Here is a 24,950-nt window from a genome sequence, read left to right as displayed (position 1 = left end):
CTTCAAGGGCCCCGCCGGCAACGGACGGGGCCCTTGGCGTTTATGGCGCTCCGTGTGTTGTCAGCACATACCAACACGGAGTCATCATGAACGACAGCGATCATCGCATTCTCGGGAGCAGACTCGGCCTGTTCCATCAGCAGCAGGAAGGTCCGGGTATGGTTTTCTGGCATCCACGCGGCTGGGCGCTGTACCGCGTGCTGGAAGATTACGTGCGAATGCGAATGCGCCGCGCGGGCTTCCGCGAGATCCGCACGCCGCAACTACTGGCTCGCGCGTTGTGGGAACGCAGTGGGCATTGGGACAAGTTCGGCTCGCAAATGTATGCGCTACCCGAGCGATCGTTGATCGAGCCATCGGCCGATGTCGATCGCGACGATGCGCTGGCGCTGTGTCTGAAACCGATGAGCTGCCCATGTCACGTGCAGGTGTTCAATCAGGGGCTGCGTTCATATCGCGAGTTGCCGATTCGCTATAGCGAGTTCGGTGCGTGTCACCGCGACGAACCCTCTGGCTCGCTGGAAGGACTCAAGCGCACGCGTGCGTTTGTGCAAGACGATGCGCATGTGTTCTGCACGCAATCGCAAATCGAAAATGAAGTGGTGCGCTTTTGCGAGTTGCTGAGCGCGGTCTATACGGACCTTGGATTTTCGTCCGTCACGGTCGCGCTGGCAACGCGGCCGATGCAACGGGCCGGCGAAGAGGCAGTGTGGGATCAAGCCGAAGCATCGCTCGCGGCCGCGGCTCGTGCGGCCGGTCTGGCATTCGAACTGTCCGAGGGCGAAGGTGCCTTTTATGGACCCAAGCTCGAATTCAAGCTGTCTGACAGTCGCGGCCGGGAATGGCAATGCGGGACGATTCAGCTGGACTTCGTGCTCCCCGAGCGGCTGTCCGCGTATTTCATCAACGCGGAAAACGTACGAGAGACGCCGGTCATGGTGCATCACGCCGTGCTGGGCAGCATGGAGCGTTTCATCGCAATACTGCTTGAACACTACGATGGGTGGTTGCCTGTATGGCTCGCGCCCGAACAGATTGTCGTGGCGAGTATCAGCGATGCGCACGCCCCCTACGCGATGCGGGTGGTGCAGAGGCTTGAAAGCGCGGGACTGCGCGTCGTTGCTGACTGCCGTGCCGAGCGACTGGAGCGCAAAATCATTGACGCCCGGAATTTGCAGATTCCGTTCCTGATTGCCGTAGGGGCACGCGACGAACAGAATGGAACGGTCAGTATCCGCAACCGCAATGGCGATCAGGTTACGTTGCCGCTTGAGGAGGCAATCACGGTTTTATCGTGCGAGGCCAAGGTACCGGCGCCATAATCTGCGTAAGTCAAGACCTGATCTCTCAGTCAGCGTCAGATCAGGTCTGAGCTTGCTTCGCCGTCACTTCATCAAGGGCGGTGATCGACCCGTAAGCAGACATTGAGCAATCTTCGCTCAGAGACGGCCGTGCAGCGATCGCAGCCGGTCGCCGCAGCAATTGGAACTCACGCTGAGCGCCGTGAAGCAGCCGGTGGATCTTGCGAGCGCGCGACCCACGAAAGTTGGCTCTATGAATTCATGCCGCGCTTGATTACTACCACCGCCGCAGACTCTGGAAATCAGTTGTCTGCTTGACAGGAAGCTTACTCGCCAAGATCGATTACTGTGTTGTCGAAGAGCAGGTTACCCAGGTGCGTGCGCCAAGAGTCTGAGTGCTCGCGCAACGATGCTCCCGGCTCCAGTGTCTCCTGCACGATGACGATTTTTTCCTGCGCCGTGCGCCGACGACGGCGCACCGGCTCGGTCAGAATTTCGATGCTTTCCACGTAATGACTAGGCTTACTGATAGGCACGAGACTATCCCTTATTTTAAGAGAGTCCTCGTGTCCTCAAATACGTGGGGCCGCTCCACGGTGGCGGTGGCCTAGCCACGCCTGGGGTTGGGGAACTCTGGCCTGGGGCTGATATATGCAACAACGCCCGTGGACGCAGCCAATGCTACGATGCATTTGTAACAAGGTGCAGGAAAGAAGCAGCTAAAACGTTGGAGCTATGGCGAAATACGAAAAAATTGAAGGGTTCTCACAATCGCAGAACAAGCTTTACGCCAAATACAAAGAGGAATTTGGCGAGGAAGTTGCCTTAGCTGTGGCTAGGTGGATAAAGACGGACAGAGCCTCCTTCGCCGAGATAGAAGTCATACGGAAGCTGATTGCACCATACAAAACCATCACAGTCCACGGAGCTGGGTCTGGCGGTAAAGGCTTGTGCCTAAAAGGGCGCTACTCAGAGGAGAACCCGCGCTTCAGTGAATTCTATCTGCACTTCGTACTTCAGTACGCTGTACCAAATCCAAGCCAAAGCCCACAATCAAAAAACTACTCCATCGATATGGTCGTAGAGGTATTCCATGCGGACGGAGTGAACAAGGATGACCAGCTCTTAGGGGCAATTGGTGTTGAGTACGACGGGCACCCTGGACATTTTGACTCCGAAAACACAAGGCGCACCTATTTGCGAGACGCCAACATTTCATCGCAGGCTGGGATACAGCAACTGAGGATAAGCCCAGATGGAGCGAAGCGCCATCTGGGAGTTTATGAGGTAGCGATAAAGAAGTTCATACGGAGAACGATCGACACTCATCTTGAGACTGTCAAGAGAGCGATTAGGAAGAACCGACTCATCGTTGAGAAAGGGGTATTCAACGGGAGGCAACCTCTCTCTCCTGCCTCAACTTTGTTGAGACTTATTGCTGATCCCTGGGTGGATTGCCCAATCTGCAAGGGCAGGGGCTCTTTTTGCTCAATTTCTTGTCCCCTCTGCGAGACTCATGGGCGAGTCCCCGAAAGCATGCTTGCACGCGAAAACTTAAGCACGTATCGCATGGTTACATGCCCTGCTTGCAAGGGGTCAAGCAAGTCATGCAGGCATTGTGGCGGTTCCGGCAGCATGGACCATATAAAGGCATTTGAGTACGCGAAGAAGCACGACTGTGACTAGTGTGTGCTAAGAATTAGCGGGAATGATTACCGCAGAGGCCAATGTGATGACCACAGCGAAGCTGCTGTCCGTCTTATCGCCACGCAAAGCAATACGCTTGAATTCTTTGAGCTTGCGAATATAGCTTTCCTGAAAAAGGATGACGTAGCATAGCCGTGGTCAGAGTTTAGGGGCGTTCATCTCAAACTGGATTTATGCAAAAGATCCCAAAGCTCCGCTCTCAACCTAGACCTGCCGTTCGCGGCCTCGCGCCGGACAACAACTTCTGGCCGGAAACAGACCTTACCGACCGTCCGCTCCCGACCCGTTGCGGCCGCTAGATGCCGCCAGTTGTCGATGACCGATACACGAATCGGAGCGGCCGTTTGCCTGTCCTGGGTCGACTTATCACTTGATGAACCAGTCGAAATACGGTGCGTCAAGAGTTGAGCCGGGGAGCGCCATCCAATTGATTAATATGTCTTTGGGGTCGGTGCGTAGACAGTCAGCCTCTTTGTCCCATTCAAATTGAGTCTCTTGAAGAAGGCCTACACCACTGAACACTGACAGTGCTCCGAAACAAAAGTATGTCCAGGCTCCAGGAGGCCCACTCCGACCGCGCACATAAATTTCCTGCGTCCTCAGGCTATCTCGAAACTCAACCTCCAACTGATGGTCACTCGCGAGAATGTCTGCCAACGTCAATTTGCCGAGAGGTATATCAGTAAAAAAGGCCGGGGACGAACCTGAATAGAATCGGTCGTGGAGCAAAATAATAATGACATCGTCGACGATATCTTCGTCGTTATATGAAATCTCTACCTGAGTTTCTTCATAACGGTAATAGAAATGATTGGCTGAAACAAAGCTTGGCGTACCCAGAATATCTTGCACACGCTTCTTTGGTACGCCAGGAACAATATGTTGTAGAAGGTTCTTTGGTGTCGTAGGAATTTTTACTACCAAGTCCCCGCTGACCTCCATCTTTCCTTCTGCTGATAGTCCAGCGATCCGCTCTCGCGTAATCGCTTCATATTTCAGATTGACCATGAGCGGCCTGATCGTTCCACCTTCCCAGCGTCGAGACTCCCGTGTTGTCTCCGTCTCGCGGAAGGACTCCCATGCTGACTGTGACTGCTGGAGTAACAGGCGATCATCTCCGTCGAGCTCTCGAATTTTACTATTAACTATCGCTGCTAATTCATCGTCAGCCTGCGTTGCCTTTTTCATCGACAGCAGGTTCATGTCTGTTTGCGTCAGAGCCTGCTCCCAATCTGGGTCATGCTCTGCTTTCTCGGCATCGCCAACCAATTGTGAAGCAGCATCTGTATATTTCTGCGCAGTGACGATGGCTATGCTGGCAGATTTACCCAGAGCCTTAGCACGAAAGCTCTGAAGTTCCTCCAGAGTCATTCCGTTTTTGTCCAATTTCTCCTTGAGATCGGCAAGCTCGTTCAGTTGCGAAATATTTTCCGCATCTGGCTTCCCTTCTATTTTTCTTTCAAGCAAATATTTGAAAAATAAGTAAATCCCGCCGAGGGACGGGAGAGCTAAAATTTTGACCCAGTCGTTTTGAAGAAGCGTGTTGACGCTCTTCTGGATTTCAACAATCTCCAAGCCTCACCCCCTTTGTGACAGGCTGCTAGCGTATCAGAACAGACGCGCCAGCGAAGTAGTAGAACCGGCCGAGGCATACTCGCGCAGTCACAATAGAGTGGAGACAACCAGCGAAAGACCGTTCCCTTGACGATAAACGACGTCCGAACGTGCTTGGGAAAATACAAGCCAATGGCTGTAGATGGCCGGCAAGCGATCGCTCGCCGGCCGTGGTAAATCAAACTTCGGTTTGCTCTGCCATCTCAAGGGCATCGTCGACCTCGATGCCGAGATAGCGAACCGTGCTTTCTAGCTTCGTATGCCCGAGCAGCAACTGTACCGCCCGAAGATTCTTCGTTCGCCGGTAGATCAGCGAAGCTTTTGTGCGGCGCATAGTGTGGGTACCGTATGCGGTATCGTCAAGACCAATCGCCGCGATCCAGCGATGCACCATCCGGGCGTATTGCCGGGTCGAAAGATGCGGTGACGTATGCAACCGGCTCGGAAACAGAAAATCCGCCGCCTTAAGTCCTCGCGCTTCGATCCAGGCTTCGAGGCTCTCACGGGTCTGTTCCGTGATCTCGAATTGGACCGGCCGCTGGGTCTTCTGCTGCATGACGGTGGCCCTCGCGGCCACGTGGCTTCCGTGACGGACGTCCTGCACCTGTAATCGCGTGAGATCGCACGCTCGAAGCTTGCTATCGATTGCGAGATTGAATATCGCAAGCTCACGGACGTTCGATGCCATCTGAAGCCTCGTCCGGATTGCCCAAATTTCTTGGAGCTTTAGCGGCGGCTTCTGCCCGGTGAGTTTGCCCTTGTTCCATGGAACACGATGGCTAACGGCGACATTCTCGGATTTCATGACAATCTCCTTTCAAGCAAAGGGAGATTGAGTGTGCGCCTACGGACGGTCGCTACTCGACCCGCAAGAGACATTCATGGAGCTGCCATGAAGCAGCCATTCATGCCTTACTCCATGTTGTGCGAACTGCGGCCGGTTCGCCGCATGGGCTATAACAGCGTATAGAAAGAAAAGCACCGAATCGAAGAAGTTCTTCTGCACTCTGGAGCTATAGTGAACGAAGTTAGAACTCGTCATCCCGGAGCGTCCGAGAAATGTACGGCCCCTGCATCCTCTGCCTTGAGTCCGCTGAACCGCTGACCGAAGAGCACATCTTTCCCGAAGCCGCCGGCGGAAACATTTCAAAGTACGTACTCTGCAAGCCTTGCAACGACAAGTTGGGGCACTGGGTTGATGCACCCTATGTGGACCAAAAGCACATTCAGCTTGCCCGCGTTACGTACAAGATTCCGGGAAAGACGGGAAACATCCCGCAGCCGTTTTCCGATATTTACTCTGTAGATGGCTCCGACGGACAGTTGAAGATAAAGCTGGACAAGAACTTTGCGCCAAGGATGGTGCCTCAAGCACCGAAGGTATGGGTTACAGAGAACGGTGAAGTCGGTCTCAGTCTGGCCCTGGACGTCAAGGACAGGAAAGACATTCCGAAAATCATTAGGACCGTACTGTCACGGTTCTTCAAGTCAGATGAGGGTATGCGTCTCGGATGGTCCGATGAGCAAAAGGAAAATGCAATACAAAAGTCCATCGACGGGGCCAGCAAAGTCGACCCTAGGTCCGAGCGGATACAGTCCACCTTGGGCGGTCGCTGGACAATCGAACTCAAAGCACTATTTGCCGAGTATGTAAAAGTCATTTATGAAATCTGCTGCCTAGAGTTCGGCGCTCCCTTTATCAATAGCCGATCTGGGGAGCTACTGCGGGCCTTTCTTCGTGCTCAGTGCTGCGATGAACCCGAGCCATGGGAGCTAATGGATATGGCTAAACATCTAAATGTTGTCCCTCAGATTCCACCAGACCTCGATGGCGTTATTAGGCACCTCACGAACGGCAATCCATATACGCATCATATTGCCGTAGTGACGTCAACCAGTGTGGTGTGCTCTATGCTCGGGATGGGTGCCGTTTTCCACGCTAGAGACCTCAATCAAGCCCAAGGAGTGGCAGACGTAGCAAAGGTCTATGTCAGCAGCGTCACAGGCGGCAAGTCGGGAATATTCTGTCTTCATGAATTGCTAATTGATGCCCAATGAGTTCTAACCTCACGGCCAACATAGACCGCCTGCAAGCTGCACGGCTCCAGCGAGCCGGTTACTTTAAACCCTGAGTGACTGTTTTCTATTGAGGTCATCGACTGCTCCTGGCCGGCAGCTGTCACTCGCCATCAGCGACAACTGCCGAATGACGAACATCGAGCTGCCCCGTTGGGCTGCCGACAAACTCGGGCGATATCTAGCCGATCCAAACTTCCGTACCGATTGGAACCTCGTCCTTGGATAGCGCTTCAAGCGTGCACGACCAGCGTCGCTCCCGGGATGGTGGAGACTGAAAATGGTAAGTCACGGTTAGCTGCGCTTGACTGATCGAGCCGTCTGGCCGACGAAGCTCGACGTCCATGTTTCTTGGGCCCGAGAAATCCTCTTCAAGAGGGCCAGGCACCACGACTAGACCGCGTCCCGCGATGAAAAATGTGTCTGCGATGGTCAAAAGCCGCCTCACTGTCGCCTCTTTTAGTTCACGCTGGCGATCGATTGTCGCGAATCCAAGGACAAACGTCGACTCGTAGCGTCATCGACTACCGCCGGACAATACGGGTCTACGCGCCGCGTTTCTCTCCCTCGCTTATGCGACGCAGGCGGCTCCAGCCAAATTCAACGTATTCACGCGCCCGATCGAGCGCACGCTGCTCGAACTGAACCGCGAGCCGCTGCCGGCGGAAGTGACACCCGGCAAGGTCTATCGGCTCAGTTGAGCCACGCCATACCGCTCGCGCTCCAAGGCAGACGCCCGCGCAGGAAACGGCTGTGCGCAGCAGCGGCCTCCGCGATCGTCCGCACCAGCACGACGCCGCGCAGCAGCGCGCGCCCGTCGTCGCTGTCGAGGTCGGCCACGCGCCGCCGCAATGCGCGGGCGGCCACGTCGCAGGTCCGTTCGAGCCGGACGAAATCGCCCTGCCCGATCCGCCCGCGCACCGCCGCGACGGCCCGGCGTGCCGCCGGTTCGCGCGTCGCCAGTTCGGCCAGCGCCAGCAGGCTGTCGCCGATCGTCCAGGCCGCGAGCAGATCGCGCAGGTCGCGCTCGACGAGACTCTGCGGCAGGCTGCCGGCGAAACCCAGTTCGCGGCCGAGGCGATCGGCCGTGCGGCTCAGCCACGCGCTGGCCGGCCACGCGCGCGGGTCGCGTGCGAGGTTCGCCAGATCGCGGCGCACTGCGCCGTGCAGGCGCCGCCGGCTCGTGCCGGGGTCGCCGGGAAACACGAGCGCGAACACGAGCGCGCCGAACGCGATCCCGAGCAGCGTCGCGAGCGCCGAGTTGAGGAACGCGGCATCGCCGATGCGCGCCGTGTTGTCCGGCGACGTGAAGTTCCAGAAGAAGATCGAGAAGCCGCTGCCGATGCCGGCCGTGCGCGGGTTGCGCATCACGATGCCGGTGCCGATCAGGAACACGCCGAGGATGTACGCGAGCATCTCGAAACCCGACACCGCCGGCAGCAGCACGAAATTGCACAGCGCGCCCGCAACCGCCGCGCAGGCGGTGCCTTTCAGGAAGCCCATGGCCGCGCCCACCGAGTTCGGGCGTGTCGAGAACAGCGCGCAGACCACGCCCGTGATCGTGACGAAGCCGGCGCCCGACGGCCACGCGCTGACAATCCAGATCGCCGACGCGGCCAGCACCGCGATGAACGCGCGGATGCCGTTGTGCCAGGCCAGCACCGTGTCGCGGTGGAACGCGTAGCGCACGCGCGACGTCGGCGGACGCTCCCGGTCGACCAGCGCCTTGCCCGCAAACGCCCGCTCGAATCCGGCCAGCACCGCGGCCAGCCGGTCGAGCGTCAACAGCCGCGACGTATCCGAGCCGGCCGGTTCAGCCGCTTCGGCGCGCACAGCGTCGTCCACGCGCGCGCGCAGCGCCGCGAGTTCCGCGCCCGGCTCGCCCGCGGCGGCCATCCCGTCGAGCACGCGCGCGGCGTCGGCGACCAGCGGGTCCGGCGCGTCGCCGCTGCGCGCCGCATGCTCGTGCAGCGCCTGCCCGGCGGCCTGCGCGGCCAGCACGCCGAGCACGGCGGTACGCAGGTGGCCGATCGCGTTGCGCACCGGGGGGGCGCCAGCGGCCGCATACTCGGCCGCCGTGTCGAGTTCGAGCGCGTCCGCAAACAGCCGGTGCACGGCCGCGCCGTTCGGTTCGCGACGCAGCGCGCCCGCGCCGACGGCGACCGCGCGCTGCAGGTAGCTCGCGAACCGCTTGCGCACGTCGCGCAGCGGCGAACCGGGTGCGAACACCGTCTCGAACGCCGCGCCGCACAGGATGCCGACCACCACGTACAGGAATCGCGCGGTCGCGATGTCGAATGCGTGCAGCGGGGCGGAAACGGCGTCCATCGCGATGATCGCCGCCGTATACCCCGCGAGCACGGCCGCATACGCCCGGAAATTCCGCAGGAAGGTCGCGACGCCCGCGCACAGGCCGATCCACGCGGCGAGCGCCGGCAGGAACAGTTCCGGGGTCTGCGCGAACGCGCCGGTCAGCAGCAGCGCGACCGCCGCGCCGATCGCGGTACCGAGAATCCGGTACTGGCTCTTCGACAGCCCCATGCCGCGGCTGCCCTGCGCGACGATCCACACGGTCGACGCGGCCCATTTCGGGTCGTCGAGATTCATCCGGAAGGCAATGTAGAGCGCCAACAGCGACGCGGCGGTGTTGCGCAAGGCGAAGCCGAGGGCGCCCGGCGGCAGCGTGGGCCGTGCGTCGCGCAATGCAGTGCGGACGGCCGCGAGCGGCGGCAGGCTGGGGAAAGCGAATTTCATGCCGCGAGCATACGGGGGCGCACCGCCGCCACTAAGAGGCGCGGACGGGATGCGTTATTGCACCGGGCAGGATAATCGCTGCGTCATGAAACGATCCGGCCAGCAAAGGTAAGATGCGCGCAGATCGAACACTGAAGCACCCCACATGGACTTCGAAAGCATCCGGATATTCCTGCGCGTGGTCGAGCGCGGCAATTTCACCGCCGCCGCCACGCACCTCGACATGCCGCTCAGCCGCGTGAGCCGCAAGGTCAAGCAGCTCGAGGACGAGCTCGGCGTCCAGCTGCTGTACCGGACCACGCGCCGCGTATCCGTCACCGAGGCCGGACGCGACTATTACGAGCGCTGCCTGCGCGCCGAGGACATCCTGCTCGACGCGGATCGCCAGGCCCGCTCGCTGCGCACGGCGCCGGAGGGCACGCTGCGCGTGCTGGTGCCCTACTCGATCGGCCTGTTCGAACTGGAGCCGACGCTCGCCGAGTTTCGCCGGCGCTATCCGCTGGTCCAGCTCGTGCTGATCTACGACAACAACCCGCTCGATCTCGTCGAGCACGGCTTCGACGTGGCGCTGCGCGCGGGCGTGCTGACCGACTCCAGCTACATCGCGCGCTCGCTCGGCTGGTCGCAGGCGAAGCTCGCCGCGAGCCCCGCCTATCTCGACCGCGCCGGCCGGCCCGCCACGCCGCAGGACCTCGCGCAGCACGACCTGCTGCTCGTCGGCCGCGACGCGCCGGGCCTGACGCTGCGGCTCACCAATGCGGCCGGCGACGTGGCCGACGTGCCGGTGCGGCCGGTGCTGATCACCAACGAATCGGTGACGGTGCTGCGCCAGGCCGCGAGCGGCGGCGGCATCGCGCTGGTCTCGACGCACTACACGGCCCGCCGGCTCGAACGAAACGAACTCGAAATCGTGCTGCCCGACTGGCACCGCGCCGACGACGTCGAGCTGCACGTGCTGTACCCGCGGCGCGCGACGCTCGACAGCAAGGTGCGCGCGTTCGTCGATTTCCTCGCGGAAGTGTTCACCGCATGGCGAACCGCCCTGTAACCGGCACGGTTCGCACACCGATTATTGCGCCCCGCGAAATCGATTAGTGAGCCGGCGCGTGTTGATGGCGGCTCGCCACATCGTTAGCCTGTCGCGATGCACAACGACTCCACACGCGACGTCAGCCGCCTGACCGCTGCCCGCAGGCGCGTCACGCGCGTCCCGCCTTCCTGACCGGCAGCCTCCTGCCTCCCGAAGCCCGCCACGGCTTCGCGCATTCGATCGAGCCGCACGTCGCACGCGTCGGCCCCGTGTAACGGGCCGCGTCGCGCGCACCGTGCCCCCTTCCGTTCAGCCGCCGCACCGCGCCTGCGTTTCTTTCGCGCGCGTGCGCGGCCGCGCGTGCCCGCCGCAACGGGCCGCATCCGTTCCGCACGTTACGCAGGAAACCCCATGTCCACTCCGTCATCCCCAGCCCCGCTGTCGGGCGGCCGCCTCGCGATCGGCACGATCGCGGTATCGCTCGCGATGTTCATGAACGTGCTCGACTCGTCGATCGCGAACGTCGCCATTCCGACGATCTCGGGCGACCTCGGCGTGTCGGTCGACGAAGGCACGTGGGTGATCACGATCTTCGCAGCCGCGAACGCCGTGTCGATTCCGTTGACGGGCTGGCTCACGCAGCGCTTCGGCCAGGTACGCCTGTTCGTCACGTCGATCCTGCTGTTCGTGTTCGCGTCGTGGCTGTGCGGGATCGCGCCGAACCTGCCGACGCTGCTCGCCGCGCGGATCCTGCAGGGCGCGGTCGCGGGGCCGCTCGCGCCGCTGTCGCAAGCGCTGCTGCTCGGCGCATGGCCGCGGCAGAAATCGTCGAGCGCGCTGGCGCTGTGGTCAATGACGGCGCTCGTCGGGCCAATCGCGGGACCATCGCTCGGCGGCTGGATCACGTACGACTACAACTGGTCGTGGATCTTCTACATCAACATTCCGGTCGGCTTCTTCGCGGCCGCGGTCACGTGGATCGTGTTCCGCGACCGTGAATCGGCCACGAAACGCATGCCGATCGATACGGTCGGCCTGTTGCTGCTCGTGCTGTGGGTCGCATCGCTGCAGATCATGCTCGACAAGGGCAAGGATCTCGACTGGTTCAACTCGCCCGTCGTCGTCGCGCTCGGCATCGTCGCACTGATCGGCTTCGCGTTCTTTCTCGTGTGGGAGCTTCACGAGGCCAACCCGATCGTCGACCTGCGCCTGTTCACGCAGCGCAATTTCGCGGGCGGCACGATCGCGATCTCGGTCGCGTACGGGATGTTCTTCGGCACGCTGGTGCTGCTGCCGCAGTGGATGCAGGGCTATCTCGGCTACCGCGCGGTCGATTCGGGGCTCGCCACCGCACCGCTCGGCGTGTTCGCGATCCTGCTCACGCCGGTCATGGGACGCCTGCTGCCGCGCACCGATCCGCGTTACATCGCGACGCTCGCGTTCGTCGGCTTCGCGGTCGTCTTCATGATGCGCACGACCTTCTATACCGACGTGTCGCGCTGGGATCTCATTTTGCCGACGCTGCTGCAGGGCATCCCGATGGCGATGTTCTTCGTGCCGCTGACGTCGATCATCCTGTCCGGGCTGCCGCCGGAAAAGATCCCGGCCGCCGCCGGCCTGTCGAATTTCGGCCGCACGTTCTGCGGCGCGGTGGGCACGTCGCTGATCAGCAACGCATGGAACGACCGCACGATCCTGCATCACGTGCGGCTCACCGAACAGGCGAGCGTCACCAACCCGGTCTTCACGCAGCAGGTCGACACGACGCGTTCGCTGCTGCACCTGAGCCCCGATTCGGCGCTCGCATTCTTCAACGCATCGGTCGATTCGCAGGCGGCCGTGATGGGGTTGAACGACATCTTCTACGTGTCGGCGATCATCTTCATCGCGATCATTCCGCTCATCTGGATCACGAAACCGGTGCGCTCGGGCGGCGGCGATGCCGATGCGGCGGCAGCCGGCGCGCATTGATCCGCATGCGCGACGGTCGGGCCCCGCGCCACGCATGCCGGGGCCCGCGTCGAATCGCGCGGACGTAATAAAGACTTGCAATCGATACAGGCCGAAACGTCAACAGGCGGTGCCCGCTCCGCGTTTTTTCATCAAGCGCCCACGATCCGGACGCGCAACGACAGGAGAAAACACCATGCGAGCCCTTACCCGCCATCTCGCGATTGCCGCCACCCTGATGTCGGTGCTGACCGGCACCGCGTTCGCCGACACGCCGTGGCAGCAGGCGCATCCGCGCCGCGAAGAAGTCAACCAGCGCCTCGCAAACCAGAATCGCCGGATCCATCACGAAGTGAAGGAAGGCGAGATGTCGCACGCACAGGCCGCGCGCCTGCACCGTGACGACCGCAAGATCCGCCAGGAAGAGCGGGACATGGCTGGGCAGGATCGCAGCCACATCACGAAGAGCGAAAAGCACGTGCTGAACCAGCAGGAAAATGCGGTCAGCCACCAGATCGGCCAATAAGATCGACACCACCGGCAAGTGCCCATTCGCCATCACTTGAAACGCCCGCTGCCGCCATGCGGTAGCGGGTGCTTGTTGTGTATCGAATCGTTTCAACGCGCCAACGCCGTCAAACGCTGCGGGTATACTCGACCGTCAGCCGCCTGTCGCATCGTCGTCCGTCATCAACGGCCCGATTCCGGGCGGTTTCGTCGCGAAGCTTCGCGTTTCGCCTACCCCGCGCCCCAGCCTCGATACGAGACACACGACGACCCATCATGAAACGATTCCTGCTGCTCCTTCCCGCCGCCCTGCTCGCCGCCTGCGGTTCCGCTCCCTCGTCCGACTCGGCCGCGTCATCCGGCGCAGCGCCGATGATCTACGTGTCGTCGCAACGTCCGGCCTACGCGATCGCCAACTGCCTCGACAGCCGCCTGTCGGGCACCGAGCAATCGCAGCACAACGGCGTGACCGATATCGCCGTCGGCTCGAACTCGTACTTCGTCACGCTGACGCCGTCGGGCAACGGTTCGGTCATCAAGGTCGTGCGCGGCTCGGGTAACGAGCCGGCCGAGGAAGCGATGCGCTTCGCGGTCGCGCGCTGCGCGATCTGATCCGAACCTGCCGATGCCGGGCGCCCGCCCGGCTCGCTGCTGCGCGCCACCCCGCCGGCGCGCACGCCGAATAATTTCATCCGGGCGGCCGTCGATGAGAGAATCGCACCCACGATTCCCTTTCCACGGAGCCCGCATGAAGCACCTGCTGTCCCGCCTGTTCGTCAGCGCCGCGCTCGTCGCACTTGTTCCGGCGCTGCCGGCACAGGCGGCCACGCCGCCCGGCATCTTCGTCGTCGCCACGCAACTCGGCGAATTCACGACCCTCGACCCGAGCGGGATCTACGAGCTGGTGCCGTCCGAGTACGTCGCGAACACCTACGAACGCCTGGTGCGCGTCGACCTGAAGGACCCGACGCGCTTCGACGGACAGATCGCGCAATCGTGGACGGTCGGCGCCGACGGCGTGACCTACACGTTCAAGCTGCGCCCCGGCCTCACGTTCCATTCCGGCAACCCGGTGACCGCCGACGACGTCGCGTGGTCGCTGCAGCGCACCATCCTGCTCGACAAGGGGCCGGCCGGCGTGCTCGCCGATCTCGGTCTCACGAAGGCGAACGTGACGCAGAAGGTGCGCGTGGTCGATCCGCAGACCGTCGTGCTCGAAACCGACCGCAAGTACGCACCGAGCTTCGTGCTCAACGTGCTGAGCGCCTGCCCGGCATCGGTCTTCGACAAGAAGCTGCTGCTGTCGCACCAGCAGGGCAACGATTTCGGCAGCGGCTGGCTCCGCACCAACGACGCGGGCTCGGGCCCGTACCAGCTCGTCAAGTGGACGCCCAACGAGAGCATCGTGCTGCAACGTTTCGACAAGTACCGCACGCCGTACCCGATGAAGCGCATCGTGCTGCGTCACGTGCCCGAAGCGTCCGCGCAACGGCTGCTGCTGGAGAACGGCGACGCCGACGCCGCGCGCAACCTGAGCCCCGACAGCCTCGCCGCGCTGACGAAGGCCGGCAAGATCAAGGTCGCGTCGTGGCCGGTGTCCGCACTGCTGTACCTGAGCCTGAACACGAAGAACCCGAACCTCGCGAAACCCGAGGTGCAGCAGGCGATGAAATGGCTCGTCGACTATGACGGCATCCAGCGCAACATCGTCAGCACGACCTACAAGGTGCATGAAACCTTCCTGCCCGAAGGCTTCCTCGGCGCGTCGAACGCGCGGCCGTACAAGCAGGACGTCGCGAAGGCAAAGGCGCTGCTCGCCAAGGCCGGCTTGCCGAACGGCTTCGACGTGACGATGGACATGCCGAACGACTATCCGTACCTCGAGATCGCGCAGGCGCTGCAGGCGAACTTCGCGCAGGGCGGCATCCGCGTGAAGCTGATTCCGGGCGATGCGAAGCAGGCGATCGGCAAATACCGCGCGCGCCAGCACGACATCTTCGTCGGCGAATGGTCGCCCGACTACATGGACCCGAACAGCAATGCGCGCGGCTTCGCGTGGAATCCGGACAACTCCGACCAGTCGCCGACGAAGATGCTCGCATGGCGCAACAGCTGGGACATCCCGCAACTGACGAAGGACACCGAGGCCGCGCTCGTCGAGCCGTCGCCCGCGAAGCGCGCGCAGCGTTACGACGCGCTGCAGAAGGCCGTGCTCGCGAACTCGCCGTTCATCATCATGTTCGAGAAGGTCGTGCAGGTCGCAACGCGCCCCGGCGTGACCGGACCGGAAATCGGGCCGATCAACGACCTCGTGTCATACCGCACGCTCGCGAAGTAATGGCGGCTGCCCGCGCGGCCGGGTGTACCGGCACGCGGGCAATCGCCGCGGCCCGCCGCGCCGGCGCCAGGCCGTGCGGCGGCCGCGATCTACAATGAGCGGCACCGCCGACCCGGTTCGGCCCGTCGGCGCGCAGGATGATCGTGCCGCACGACATGACCGCGTCCGCCGTCGACAAGCCGTGTTCCGGCGGCTGCACGACGGCAGGCAGTTTCAGATACGCAGCACGCGCGCCGCGCCGGCTACCGGGCGCGCGCACCACGGGGAGAACACATGCATACGAGCGAGCACGCGGTCTGCGTGGCGATCAACGACAACAACCGCGCATGGTATGAAATGCTCGTGCCGTTCCTGCTGTCGCTGCGGCACACCGGCTACGACGGCCGGATCGCGGTGATCGGCTACGGCCTCTCCGAACGCAAGCGGCAGATCCTGGCGAGCCAGTCGGTCGACGTGATCGACGCGTCGAGCGCGCATGCGCTGCCGGTCGGCCGCTTCATCGAGGCCGCCGAGTATTGCGCACGCAACCCGCAGATCCGCAAGCTCGCGCTGTACGACGCCGACATCTGGTTCTGCGCGCCGGGGTTCGACCTGTTCTCGCAGATCGGCGACGACCGGATCCACGCGTGCCCCGACCCGCTGTTCTGCACGTTCGTCGTCGCGCCGTTGATCGGCGAGCGGCGCGATCATCACTGGCGGCTCGTCGTCGACGAGGTCTCCGCGCGCCACGGCGGCGCATTGCAGGCCGGGCTCGTTGCCGGAACTGCCGACGCGTGGGCGCGCTACGCCAGCCATCTGCGCGACTGCATCGCCCGCATCGGCACCGATTTCCAGGATTGCTTCGGGATCGATACGACGTTCCTGCACCTGTGGGGCGCACAAGGCGAAACGGCGCTGCTCGATCCGGTCCAGAACTTCGTCAGCAAGTACGGCATTCACGAAGCGTTCGACGGGAGCAACGGCACGACGACGCTCCGGTATCGCGACGAGCCGATCCGTGCGTTGCACATGACCGGCGACATCCGCTTCTTCGACCGGTGGCGCTACTACGCGAACCGCACCGACGCCGCGCTGCGCGACGGCGCGCCGTTCGCGCTGTCGGACGGCACGCCGGCACCGTCCGACGCGGTCGCGGCGCGCATCGCGGCGACCGACTACGTGCGCTCGGCCGGGCTGACCGTCGCGGCCGCGGCGATCGAGGGAAGCGCGGGCGCCTACCTGCAGGCGATCGACGAGCCCGGCGGCACGATGCTGATCGGCAGCGGGAACCACGAGGTCGTGTTCACCGCGTCACGCGATATCGCGCGGCTGAACGTCTACGTCACGCACCCGTCCGGCTCGCCGTCGCCGCTGCTGTGCGAAGTGCTGGTCGACGGGCAGGCGCAGCGCAAGGGTACCGAGCTGATGGCGCATTTCTCGTATCGGATCGTGGCCGGCACCGTCATCACGCTGCGCTCGACGAGCCTCGGCGGCCAGCAATGCAACGCGATCTGGCGGCTGCGCGAGGCACCGGACATGCAGCAGTAGGCTGCCGGCGGGCGGCCGTTCAGTTGAAGGCCGCCCACACCACGGACGCATTCAACCCGACGATCACGACCGTCGCCTTCGACCGGCCAGATCGACAACGCGCGAGTGTGCGATTTGCGTCCCATCGCTTACCACTCGACTTCGGCTGCTTCGCGCTCGTCCTTCGTGCGGATGCAGAGCTCGAGACCGTACAGCGCGGTCAGTTCGAGCAATTGACTGAGCGACAGGCTTTCGGTACGTGTGGATTCGAGCGACGAAATACGTGGCTGGCCCACGCCGATCCGCACCGCCGCTTCGGCTTGTGTCAGCCCCTTGGCCTGGCGCGCGGACGACAGGATCTCTCCCAGTTGCGCGGGTGTATTGACGATGAAATTCACGGCGTGGATTCCTGTAGGCAATAAACGCAGCATATTTCTGACAGGCATAAACGCAAAATATGCGTGACAGGAATAATTCTCCAGCCTGCTCGCCTGCCCCTCCCAGCCACCCACCACGCTCCCGACCCTATCACCTATCCTCACACCATAGTTTTTATCCGCTGGCGCGAATGATTTTGGCTTTGTTAGATGGATGACATTCGATCATCAGACGACAGCGATCTAACAGCCGATGACCTGCGCGTTCGCCCATACCGTCGAATCCCGCTACGCCGAGCTGACGCCGACCGCCAAGCGCATCGCGAGCTACATGCTCGCGAACCTCGACCGGCTCGGGCTCGAGACGGCCGACCAGATCGCGCAGCAGGCCGGCACCAGCGGCATCTCGGTCGGGCGGTTCCTGCGCAGCGTCGGCTATCGCAATCTCGACGACCTGAAGCGCGAGCTGCGCGGCGGCGGCGACCGCCCCTGGATGATCACCGACCGGCTCGACGAATACCGCCGCGTCGCGGGCACGCAGCCGGCCGAACCCCATGGCAACGGCAATGAAGGCCCGCTCCCGTCGTCGCTCGAGCGCGAGCTCGATGCAATCCGTCACGTGTACCGGCTCGCCGAAGGCCCGGTGTTCGCGCAGGTGGCCGACCGGATCGCGCATGCGGACGCCGTGTTCATCCTCGGCATCCAGTCGACGCGCGGGATCAGCAACGCGTTCAGCAGCTACCTCGAATACCTGCGCCCGCGCGTGTTCTATTCGGACGGCCAGTCGGGCTCGTACGTCGATTCGCTGAACTCCGAATTCGAGCGGCCGTACTGCATCGTCACCGACACGCGCGCGTATTCGCGCAGCGCGCGCCGCTATTGCCAGGCGGCCGCCGAGCGCGGGCAGCCGTTCGCGCTGGTCACCGATCTCTCGTGCCCGTGGGCGCGCGACTGGCCGGCCGACCTGCTTCAGGTAAAGACCGACGTCGGCCAGTTCTGGGATTCGCTCGCGCCGCTCACCTGCCTGTTCAACCTGCTGATCACGGCTGTGGTCGACCGCCTCGGCCCCGCGATCGACCGGCGCGTCGCGCGCAACCGCGAACTGCAGCACACGTTCGATCAATTCGAATCCTGAATGCGAGGGCCTTCCGAACCGCCGATGAACACGCACCGCCTCGTTGAAATCACGCCCGCCACGCATCGCGTCGACATCGATCTGGTCTACGCGACCGATCGCAACCTGACCGGCAAGCCGATCTACCGCGCAGCGCACTGCCTGTTGCTGGAGCCGGCCGAAGCCGCACTGCGCCGCGCGGTGGACATCGCGGCACAAGCCGGCTTCACGCTGCGGATCTACGACGCGTACCGGCCGCCGCAGGCGCAGCAGGTGCTGTGGGACTGCCTGCCCGATCCGAACTTCATCGCCGACCTCGGCCGCGGCTCGAATCACAGCCGCGGCACCGCGCTCGACCTGACGCTCGTCGGCACGGACGGCGAGCCGCTCGACATGGGCACCGGCTTCGACGAGATGGTCGCCGCATCGGGCCACTTCCACGCGGGGCTGCCCGAAACCGTGCAGCGCAACCGCCTGCTGCTGCTCGGCGTCATGCACGCGGCCGGCTTCGCGCACATCGACAGCGAGTGGTGGCACTACGAATTGCCGGGCTCGCGCGCACTGCCGCAGATCGACAACGCCGACAGCGGCCCGTGGCACCTGATGTGATGCACGTCCCCCTTCCCGTTCACGTTCGACAACCGATGGAGCGCTCATGAATTTCCTGACATCCCGGCTCGTCGCGGCGCTGGCCGCCGCGTCCGTTCTCGCCGCCGTTCCGCTTTCCGCTGCACGCGCGGAAACGCCGAAGGACATGTTCGTGATGGCCACGCTGCTCGACGAATTCACGACGCTGGATCCGGGCGAGATCTACGAGCTGGTGCCGGAGGAATACGTCGCGAACACGTACGACCGGCTCGTGCGCGTCGACCTGCGCGATCCGTCGAAATTCAACGGCGACGTCGCTCAATCGTGGACGGTGAGCACTGACGGGCTGACCTACACGTTCAAGCTGCGCCCCGGCCTGAAGTTCCACTCGGGCAACCCGCTGAGCGCCGACGACGTCGCCTGGTCGATCCAGCGCGCGGTGCTGCTCGACAAGGGCCCGGCCGCCGTGCTCACCGGGATCGGGCTCACGAAGGCGAACGTCGTCGCCAACGTGAAGAAGCTCGACGACCTGACGGTGTCGGTCACGACCGACCAGAAGTACGCGCCGACCTTCGTATTGAACGTGCTCGGCTCCTGGCCCGCGTCGGTGCTCGACAAGAAGCTGCTGCTGTCGCATCAGCAAGGCAACGACTTCGGCAACGCATGGCTGAAGACCAACGAGGCCGGCTCCGGCGCATACAAGCTGGTCAAGTGGACGGCCGGCGACAGCCTCGTGCTGCAGCGCTTCGACGGCTACCGGCTGCCGCTCGCGATGAAGCGGATCGTGCTGCGCCACGTGCCCGAAGCCGCGAGCCAGCGCCTGCTGCTGGAAAACGGCGATGTCGACGCGGCGCGCGACCTGAGCCCCGACGATCTCGCGTCGGTCGTGAAGTCCGGCAAGGCGAAGGTGTCGGCCTCGCCGCAGGCGACGCTGCTGTATCTCGGCCTGAACACGAAGAGCCCGACGCTCGCGAAACCCGACGTGCAGGAAGCGCTGAAGTGGCTCGTCGACTATGCGGGCATCCAGGGCAACGTGGTGAAGACGACCTACAAGGTGCACCAGACCTTCCTGCCCGAAGGCTTCCTCGGCACGCTGAACGCGAACCCGTACAAGCTCGACATCGCGAAGGCGAAGGCGCTGCTCGCGAAGGCCGGCGTGCCGAACGGCTTTTCGGTGACGATGGACGTGCGTAACGACTATCCGTACACCGAGATCGCGCAGGCCGTGCAGGCGAACTTCGCGCAGGCGGGCATCAAGGTGCAGCTGATCCCCGGCGACAACAAGCAGACGCTCGCGAAATACCGCGCGCGCCAGCACGACATCTACATCGGCGAATGGTCGGCCGACTACATCGATCCGCACAGCAACGCGCAGGGTTTTGCGTGGAACCCCGACAATTCCGACAAGTCGAGCTATAAAATGCTGGCCTGGCGCAACAGCTGGGACATCCCGCAACTGACGAAGGAAACCGACACCGCGCTCGCCGAACCGACCGCCGCGAAACGCGCGCAACGGTATCAGGCGATGCAGAAGGAAATGCTCGCGCGCTCGCCGTTCGTGATCATGTTCGAGAAAGTCGCGCAGGTCGCGACGCGGCCCGGCGTGAGCGGGCTCGAAGTCGGGCCGATCAACGATCTCGTGTCGTACCGCAACCTGAAGAAGCAATAAGATTCGCCGCATGTCGACTCCCGTCTCCTCCCTCGAAGCACTGCGCACGCTGCCCGCGCGGCGCCCGGCCGTGCGCTGGGTCCTGCGCGTGCTGCGCTGGGCACTCACGCTCGCCGTCACGTTCGCGGGGCTGCTCGCGCTGACGTTCGTGATCGGCCGCAAGGTGCCGATCGATCCCGTGCTCGCGATCCTCGGCGATCGCGCGTCGGCCGAGGCGTACGCGGCCGAACGCATCGCGCTCGGGCTCGACAAGCCGCTCGTCACGCAATTCCTGATCTATGCGCGCGACGTGCTGCACGGCAATCTCGGCATGTCGCTGCTGACCGCGAACCCGGTGCTCGACGACATCAAGCGCGTGTTCCCGGCCACGCTCGAGCTGGCGACGATCGCAACGCTGATCGGCATCGCGATCGGCGTGCCGCTCGGCGTCGCGGCCGCCGTGAAGCACAACCGGCCGATCGACCACATCGCGCGCTTCGTCGGGCTGATCGGCAATTCGGTGCCGCTGTTCTGGCTCGGGCTGATGGGGCTGCTGCTGTTCTACGCGCGGCTGCACTGGGTCGGCGGGCCCGGCCGGCTCGATCCCGTGTACGACGGGATGGTCGACACGCGCACCGGCAGCCTGCTGATCGACGCGGCGCTCGCGGGCGAGTGGGACGTGTTCCGCAACGCGGTGTCGCACATCGCGCTGCCGGCTGCGATCCTCGGCTACTACTCCGTCGCCTACCTGAGCCGCATGACGCGCTCGTTCATGCTCGACCAGCTGAGCCAGGAATACATCGTCACCGCGCGCGCGAAGGGGTTGTCGGAACGACGCGTAATCTGGCGGCACGCGTTCGGCAACATCATGGTGCCGCTGCTCACCGTGATCGCGCTCACGTACAGCAACCTGCTCGAAGGCTCGGTGCTGACCGAGATCGTGTTCGCATGGCCGGGGCTCGGCTCGTACCTGACCGGCGCGCTGCTGAACGCCGACATGAACGCGGTGCTCGGCGCGACGCTCGTGATCGGCGCGATGTTCATCACCGTCAACCTGCTGACCGACGCGCTGTACCGCGTGTTCGATCCGCGTGCGCGCTGAGGGCCGCCACGACATGACCGCCTCCCCCCCGCTTCTTTCATCGCCCATGCCGAAGGTCTTCCAATCATGAACGCCGAGCGACTCACGCTGCGCGCATGGCTGCTGTCCGACGCGCCCGCGTCGCGCTCGCAGGCCGCGCTCGGCCTCGCGTACCGACGCTGGCGCCGGTTCGCCACCAACCCGCTCAACCTGTTCGGGCTCGCGATCCTCGTCGCGCTGATCGTCGTCGCGATCGTCAGCCCGCTGATCATGCCGCACGATCCGCTGCGCCAGGTGCTGTCCGACCGCCTGCTGCCGCCCGGCTCGCCGTCGCACTGGTTCGGCACCGACCAGCTCGGCCGCGACATCCTCTCGCGACTGATCGCCGGTTCGCGCCTCACGCTCGGCATCGCGCTGCTCGTCGTCGTGATCGTCGTGCCGATCGGCCTGCTCATCGGCACGACGGCCGGCTATTGCGGCGGCTTCGTCGACAGCGCGCTGATGCGTATCACCGACGTCGCACTCGCGTTCCCGAAGATCGTCCTTGCGCTTGCGTTCGCGGCCGCGCTCGGGCCCGGCGTGATCAATGCGGTCGTCGCGATCTCGATCACCGCGTGGCCCGCGTATGCGCGGCTCGCGCGCGCCGAGACGATCCGCATCGCCCAGGCCGACTACATCCACGCCGCGCGGCTGCAGGGCGCGTCCGGCCCGCGCATCCTGCTGCGCTACATCGTGCCGATGTGCATGTCGTCGGTGATCGTGCGCGCGACGCTCGACATGGCCGGCATCATCCTGACCGTCGCGGGCCTCGGCTTCCTCGGCCTCGGCGCGCAACCGCCGAGCCCCGAGTGGGGCTTCATGGTCGCGTCGGGCCGCAACGTGCTGCTCGACGCGTGGTGGGTCGCCACGCTGCCCGGCTGCGCGATCCTGCTCGTGAGCCTCGCGTTCAACCTGCTCGGCGACGGGCTGCGCGACGTCTTCGATCCGCGTCATGGAGCGTGACATGCCACTGAATTCCGCCCCCTCGCCCGCGCCGCTCTGCGAAATCGACGGCCTGAGAATCGGCTTTCGCGGGCACGACGGCACCGTCACCGATGCCGTGCGCGACCTGTCGCTGACCCTCGCCCCCGGCGAGCGGCTCGGCATCGTCGGCGAATCGGGCTCAGGCAAATCGCTGACGGGCCGCGCGCTGCTCGGCCTGCTGCCCGACGCCGCGCGCTGGTCGGCACGCACGATGCGCTTCGCGGGCCACGACCTGCTCGCGATGTCGCCGGGCGAGCGCCGGCGGCTGTGCGGCAGCCAGATGGGCATGATCCTGCAGGACCCGAAATATTCGCTGAACCCGGTGATGACGGTCGCGAAGCAGATGGGCGAAGCGTTCCGGCTGCGCGAACGGGGCCTGCGCGGCCGCGCGCTGCGCGAACGGATCATTGATGCGCTGTCGGCCGTGCAGATCCGCGACCCGGCGCGCGTGGCCGATGCGTATCCGCACGAGCTGTCGGGCGGCATGGGCCAGCGCGTGATGATCGCGATGATGGTGTCGACCGGCCCGCGCCTGCTGATCGCCGACGAGCCGACCTCCGCACTCGACGTCGCCGTGTCGATGCAGGTGCTCGCGGTGCTCGACGCGATGATCGCGCGGCACAACACGGGCCTGATGTTCATCAGCCACGACCTGCCGCTCGTGATGTCGTTCTGCGATCGCGTCGCGGTGATGTACGCCGGCCGCGTGGTCGAAACCTGCGCCGCGCGCGACCTGCGCAACGCATCCCATCCGTATACCCGCGGGCTGCTCGCCGCGAACCCGCCGCTCGCGAACCCGCCGGACGAACTGCCCGTGCTGCGGCGCGATCCGGCGTGGCTCGATCCCGCGTCGCACGCCGGCACGCCCGCCGATCGACAGGAGGCCGCACGATGATCGACGTCGATCACGCATCGATCCGTTTCCCGACCCGCACCGGTCACGTCGACGCCGTGCGCGACGCGAGCTTCGCGGTGCGCAACGGCGAGGTGTTCGGGCTCGTCGGCGAATCGGGCTCCGGCAAGTCGACGCTGCTGCGTGCGCTGACGGGGCTCGTGCCGCTCGCGTCCGGCAGCCTGTCGATCGACGGCCGGCCGGTGGGCGGCAAGCCCGATCGGGCGTTCCGCCGTCACGTGCAGATGGTGTTCCAGGATCCCTACGCGTCGCTGCATCCACGCTTCACGGTCGACCAGACGCTGCGCGAGCCGCTGTCGATCCATGGCATCGGCGACACCGATGCGCGCATCGCCCGCGCACTGTCCGAAGTCGGCCTCGGCCCCGCGTTCCGGTTCCGCTATCCGCACCAGCTGTCGGGCGGCCAGCGCCAGCGCGTCGCGATCGCGCGCGCGCTGATCGTCGAACCGCGCGTGCTGCTGCTCGACGAGCCGACGTCCGCGCTCGACGTGTCGGTGCAGGCCGAGATCCTCAACCTGCTGCGCCGCCTGCATCGCGAACGCAACCTGACGATGATCCTCGTCAGCCACAACCTCGCGGTGATCGGCTTTCTGTGCCAGCGCATCGCGGTGATGCAGCATGGCGAGATCGTCGAGCAGCTCCGGATCAAGGACGTGCGCGCCGGGCAGGTGGCGCGCGACTACACGCGCACGCTGCTGCACGCGACCGAAGGCTACCGTCGTCTCGACCCGGTGGCGGGCGCGCCGGCGGCGTGACATCTGCGCGACGCGCCTGCGTGCGATACTCGGCGCGCCCCGCCCCGTGCCTCTGCCGCCGCATGGAACCCTTGTGCGCCGTACGGGTCAACACCGTTTCGTCAACAGCTCAACCGCAATAGGGAGGCGTTCATGCTGCACTTCATCGAAACCCTGGTCGTCGGGCTCATCGTCGGCCTCCTCGCCCGCGCGCTCAAGCCCGGCGACGACAAGATGGGCATCCTGATGACGACCGTACTCGGCATCGTCGGCTCGCTGTTCGCCGGCTACGTCGGCCGCGCCGCCGGCTGGTACGCGCCGGGCCAGGGCGCGGGCTGGATCGCGTCGATCGTCGGCGCGATCGTGCTGCTCGTGATCGTCGGCGCAATACGCAAGCGCATGAACTGAACGGCGCCCCTTCGGCTCCAACGCAAAACGGCCGCTCGACACGAGCGGCCGTTTTCTTTTGGTGCGCCGACATTCACCCGCGCACCGCTTCCACGATCCGTAAACTCGTTGACTTCGCAACGACCTGTCATGACGACCCGCATCGGACATCCGCGCTCCGGTTGGGCATACACCATCGGCATTACCCTGATTTGATATCTCACAAATCAGGCATAGATTGAATTCAGCAATACGGAATCGTTTGCGCATATCCCGAATTTGTAAATTTTCCACTCAAGAGT

At 63.9% G+C, this 24,950-nt stretch carries 21 protein-coding genes and 1 pseudogene; 17 read left to right on the top strand and 5 right to left on the bottom strand.

Features of this window, described 5'->3' with window-relative positions; translation table 11 throughout:
- Positions 1-86 precede the first annotated feature (86 nt).
- Positions 87-1,322 carry a threonine--tRNA ligase gene (gene thrS / locus ACN8ZM_RS21820; protein WP_420212347.1) on the top strand — a complete coding sequence of 412 codons (1,236 nt, stop codon included), beginning with the start codon at positions 87-89 and terminating at the stop codon, positions 1,320-1,322.
- Between the two features lie 383 nt (positions 1,323-1,705).
- Here the strand turns inward: thrS and ACN8ZM_RS21815 are convergent.
- Positions 1,706-1,837 (bottom strand): annotated as a pseudogene (locus ACN8ZM_RS21815) (IS3 family transposase); the annotation flags it as partial.
- 199 nt (positions 1,838-2,036) lie between these two features.
- On the opposite strand from ACN8ZM_RS21815, the gene ACN8ZM_RS21810 reads away from it, so the two are divergent.
- Positions 2,037-2,987 (top strand): hypothetical protein, encoded by a 951-nt coding sequence (locus tag ACN8ZM_RS21810; protein ID WP_420212346.1) that lies wholly within the window; start codon positions 2,037-2,039, stop codon positions 2,985-2,987.
- A gap of 387 nt (positions 2,988-3,374) precedes the next feature.
- On the opposite strand, the gene ACN8ZM_RS21805 is transcribed toward ACN8ZM_RS21810, so the two are convergent.
- Positions 3,375-4,583 (bottom strand): lysozyme inhibitor LprI family protein, encoded by a 1,209-nt coding sequence (locus tag ACN8ZM_RS21805; RefSeq protein WP_301767841.1) that lies wholly within the window; start codon positions 4,581-4,583, stop codon positions 3,375-3,377.
- 217 nt (positions 4,584-4,800) lie between these two features.
- Positions 4,801-5,427 carry a tyrosine-type recombinase/integrase gene (locus ACN8ZM_RS21800; protein WP_301767842.1) on the bottom strand — a complete coding sequence of 209 codons (627 nt, stop codon included), beginning with the start codon at positions 5,425-5,427 and terminating at the stop codon, positions 4,801-4,803.
- Between the two features lie 254 nt (positions 5,428-5,681).
- On the opposite strand from ACN8ZM_RS21800, the gene ACN8ZM_RS21795 reads away from it, so the two are divergent.
- Complete coding sequence (locus ACN8ZM_RS21795) at positions 5,682-6,680, top strand: HNH endonuclease (RefSeq protein ID WP_301767843.1); 999 nt, start codon at positions 5,682-5,684, stop codon at positions 6,678-6,680.
- Between the two features lie 711 nt (positions 6,681-7,391).
- Here ACN8ZM_RS21795 and ACN8ZM_RS21790 read toward each other — a convergent pair.
- On the bottom strand, positions 7,392-9,452 hold the full coding sequence (locus tag ACN8ZM_RS21790) for an FUSC family protein (RefSeq protein ID WP_420212345.1): 2,061 nt from the start codon (positions 9,450-9,452) through the stop codon (positions 7,392-7,394).
- Positions 9,453-9,597: 145 nt separating this feature from the next.
- Here ACN8ZM_RS21790 and ACN8ZM_RS21785 point away from each other — a divergent pair, with 145 nt between their 5' ends.
- The 6 genes from ACN8ZM_RS21785 to ACN8ZM_RS21760 all read left to right on the top strand — a co-directional run bounded on the left by ACN8ZM_RS21785 (position 9,598) and on the right by ACN8ZM_RS21760 (position 16,804).
- On the top strand, positions 9,598-10,500 hold the full coding sequence (locus ACN8ZM_RS21785) for a LysR family transcriptional regulator (RefSeq protein WP_089452588.1): 903 nt from the start codon (positions 9,598-9,600) through the stop codon (positions 10,498-10,500).
- 393 nt (positions 10,501-10,893) lie between these two features.
- Positions 10,894-12,453 (top strand): DHA2 family efflux MFS transporter permease subunit, encoded by a 1,560-nt coding sequence (locus ACN8ZM_RS21780; protein ID WP_043183864.1) that lies wholly within the window; start codon positions 10,894-10,896, stop codon positions 12,451-12,453.
- Positions 12,454-12,628: 175 nt separating this feature from the next.
- Positions 12,629-12,958: a hypothetical protein gene (locus ACN8ZM_RS21775; protein ID WP_043183865.1), complete on the top strand. Its 330-nt coding sequence runs from the start codon at positions 12,629-12,631 to the stop codon at positions 12,956-12,958.
- 257 nt (positions 12,959-13,215) lie between these two features.
- Positions 13,216-13,551, top strand: coding sequence for a sugar ABC transporter ATPase (locus ACN8ZM_RS21770; RefSeq protein ID WP_420212344.1), 336 nt, complete (start codon positions 13,216-13,218; stop codon positions 13,549-13,551).
- 136 nt (positions 13,552-13,687) lie between these two features.
- Positions 13,688-15,277, top strand: a complete 1,590-nt coding sequence (locus ACN8ZM_RS21765; protein WP_043183867.1) for an ABC transporter substrate-binding protein — start codon at positions 13,688-13,690, stop codon at positions 15,275-15,277.
- Positions 15,278-15,550: 273 nt separating this feature from the next.
- Positions 15,551-16,804, top strand: coding sequence for a hypothetical protein (locus ACN8ZM_RS21760; protein WP_420212343.1), 1,254 nt, complete (start codon positions 15,551-15,553; stop codon positions 16,802-16,804).
- A 128-nt stretch (positions 16,805-16,932) separates the two neighbouring features.
- Here ACN8ZM_RS21760 and ACN8ZM_RS21755 read toward each other — a convergent pair whose 3' ends face one another.
- On the bottom strand, positions 16,933-17,181 hold the full coding sequence (locus ACN8ZM_RS21755; protein WP_043183871.1) for a helix-turn-helix domain-containing protein: 249 nt from the start codon (positions 17,179-17,181) through the stop codon (positions 16,933-16,935).
- A gap of 232 nt (positions 17,182-17,413) precedes the next feature.
- On the opposite strand from ACN8ZM_RS21755, the gene sapR reads away from it, so the two are divergent.
- The 8 genes from sapR to ACN8ZM_RS21715 all read left to right on the top strand — a co-directional run bounded on the left by sapR (position 17,414) and on the right by ACN8ZM_RS21715 (position 24,669).
- Complete coding sequence (sapR, locus tag ACN8ZM_RS21750; RefSeq protein WP_420212342.1) at positions 17,414-18,295, top strand: sap1 transcriptional regulator SapR; 882 nt, start codon at positions 17,414-17,416, stop codon at positions 18,293-18,295.
- Positions 18,296-18,319: 24 nt separating this feature from the next.
- A complete protein-coding gene (ddpX, locus tag ACN8ZM_RS21745; protein ID WP_420212341.1) occupies positions 18,320-18,883 on the top strand; it encodes a D-alanyl-D-alanine dipeptidase in 564 nt (187 codons plus the stop codon).
- A 46-nt stretch (positions 18,884-18,929) separates the two neighbouring features.
- Positions 18,930-20,531, top strand: a complete 1,602-nt coding sequence (locus ACN8ZM_RS21740; RefSeq protein ID WP_420212340.1) for an ABC transporter substrate-binding protein — start codon at positions 18,930-18,932, stop codon at positions 20,529-20,531.
- A gap of 10 nt (positions 20,532-20,541) precedes the next feature.
- Positions 20,542-21,612, top strand: coding sequence for an ABC transporter permease (locus tag ACN8ZM_RS21735; RefSeq protein WP_420212339.1), 1,071 nt, complete (start codon positions 20,542-20,544; stop codon positions 21,610-21,612).
- A 66-nt stretch (positions 21,613-21,678) separates the two neighbouring features.
- Positions 21,679-22,593: a nickel transporter permease gene (gene nikC, locus ACN8ZM_RS21730; protein WP_043183878.1), complete on the top strand. Its 915-nt coding sequence runs from the start codon at positions 21,679-21,681 to the stop codon at positions 22,591-22,593.
- A gap of 1 nt (position 22,594) precedes the next feature.
- Positions 22,595-23,509, top strand: coding sequence for an ABC transporter ATP-binding protein (locus ACN8ZM_RS21725; RefSeq protein WP_043183879.1), 915 nt, complete (start codon positions 22,595-22,597; stop codon positions 23,507-23,509).
- A complete protein-coding gene (locus ACN8ZM_RS21720) occupies positions 23,506-24,282 on the top strand; it encodes an ABC transporter ATP-binding protein (protein WP_420212338.1) in 777 nt (258 codons plus the stop codon). Before ACN8ZM_RS21725 ends, ACN8ZM_RS21720 begins: the two co-directional genes overlap by 4 nt.
- Positions 24,283-24,414: 132 nt before the next feature.
- A complete protein-coding gene (locus tag ACN8ZM_RS21715) occupies positions 24,415-24,669 on the top strand; it encodes a GlsB/YeaQ/YmgE family stress response membrane protein (protein ID WP_043183881.1) in 255 nt (84 codons plus the stop codon).
- The last annotated feature ends 281 nt before the right edge of the window (positions 24,670-24,950 follow it).

The sequence above is a fragment of the Burkholderia aenigmatica genome (assembly GCF_048627025.1).
Classification (GTDB): domain Bacteria; phylum Pseudomonadota; class Gammaproteobacteria; order Burkholderiales; family Burkholderiaceae; genus Burkholderia; species Burkholderia aenigmatica.
This window is presented reverse-complemented; position numbering and strand designations above follow the sequence as displayed.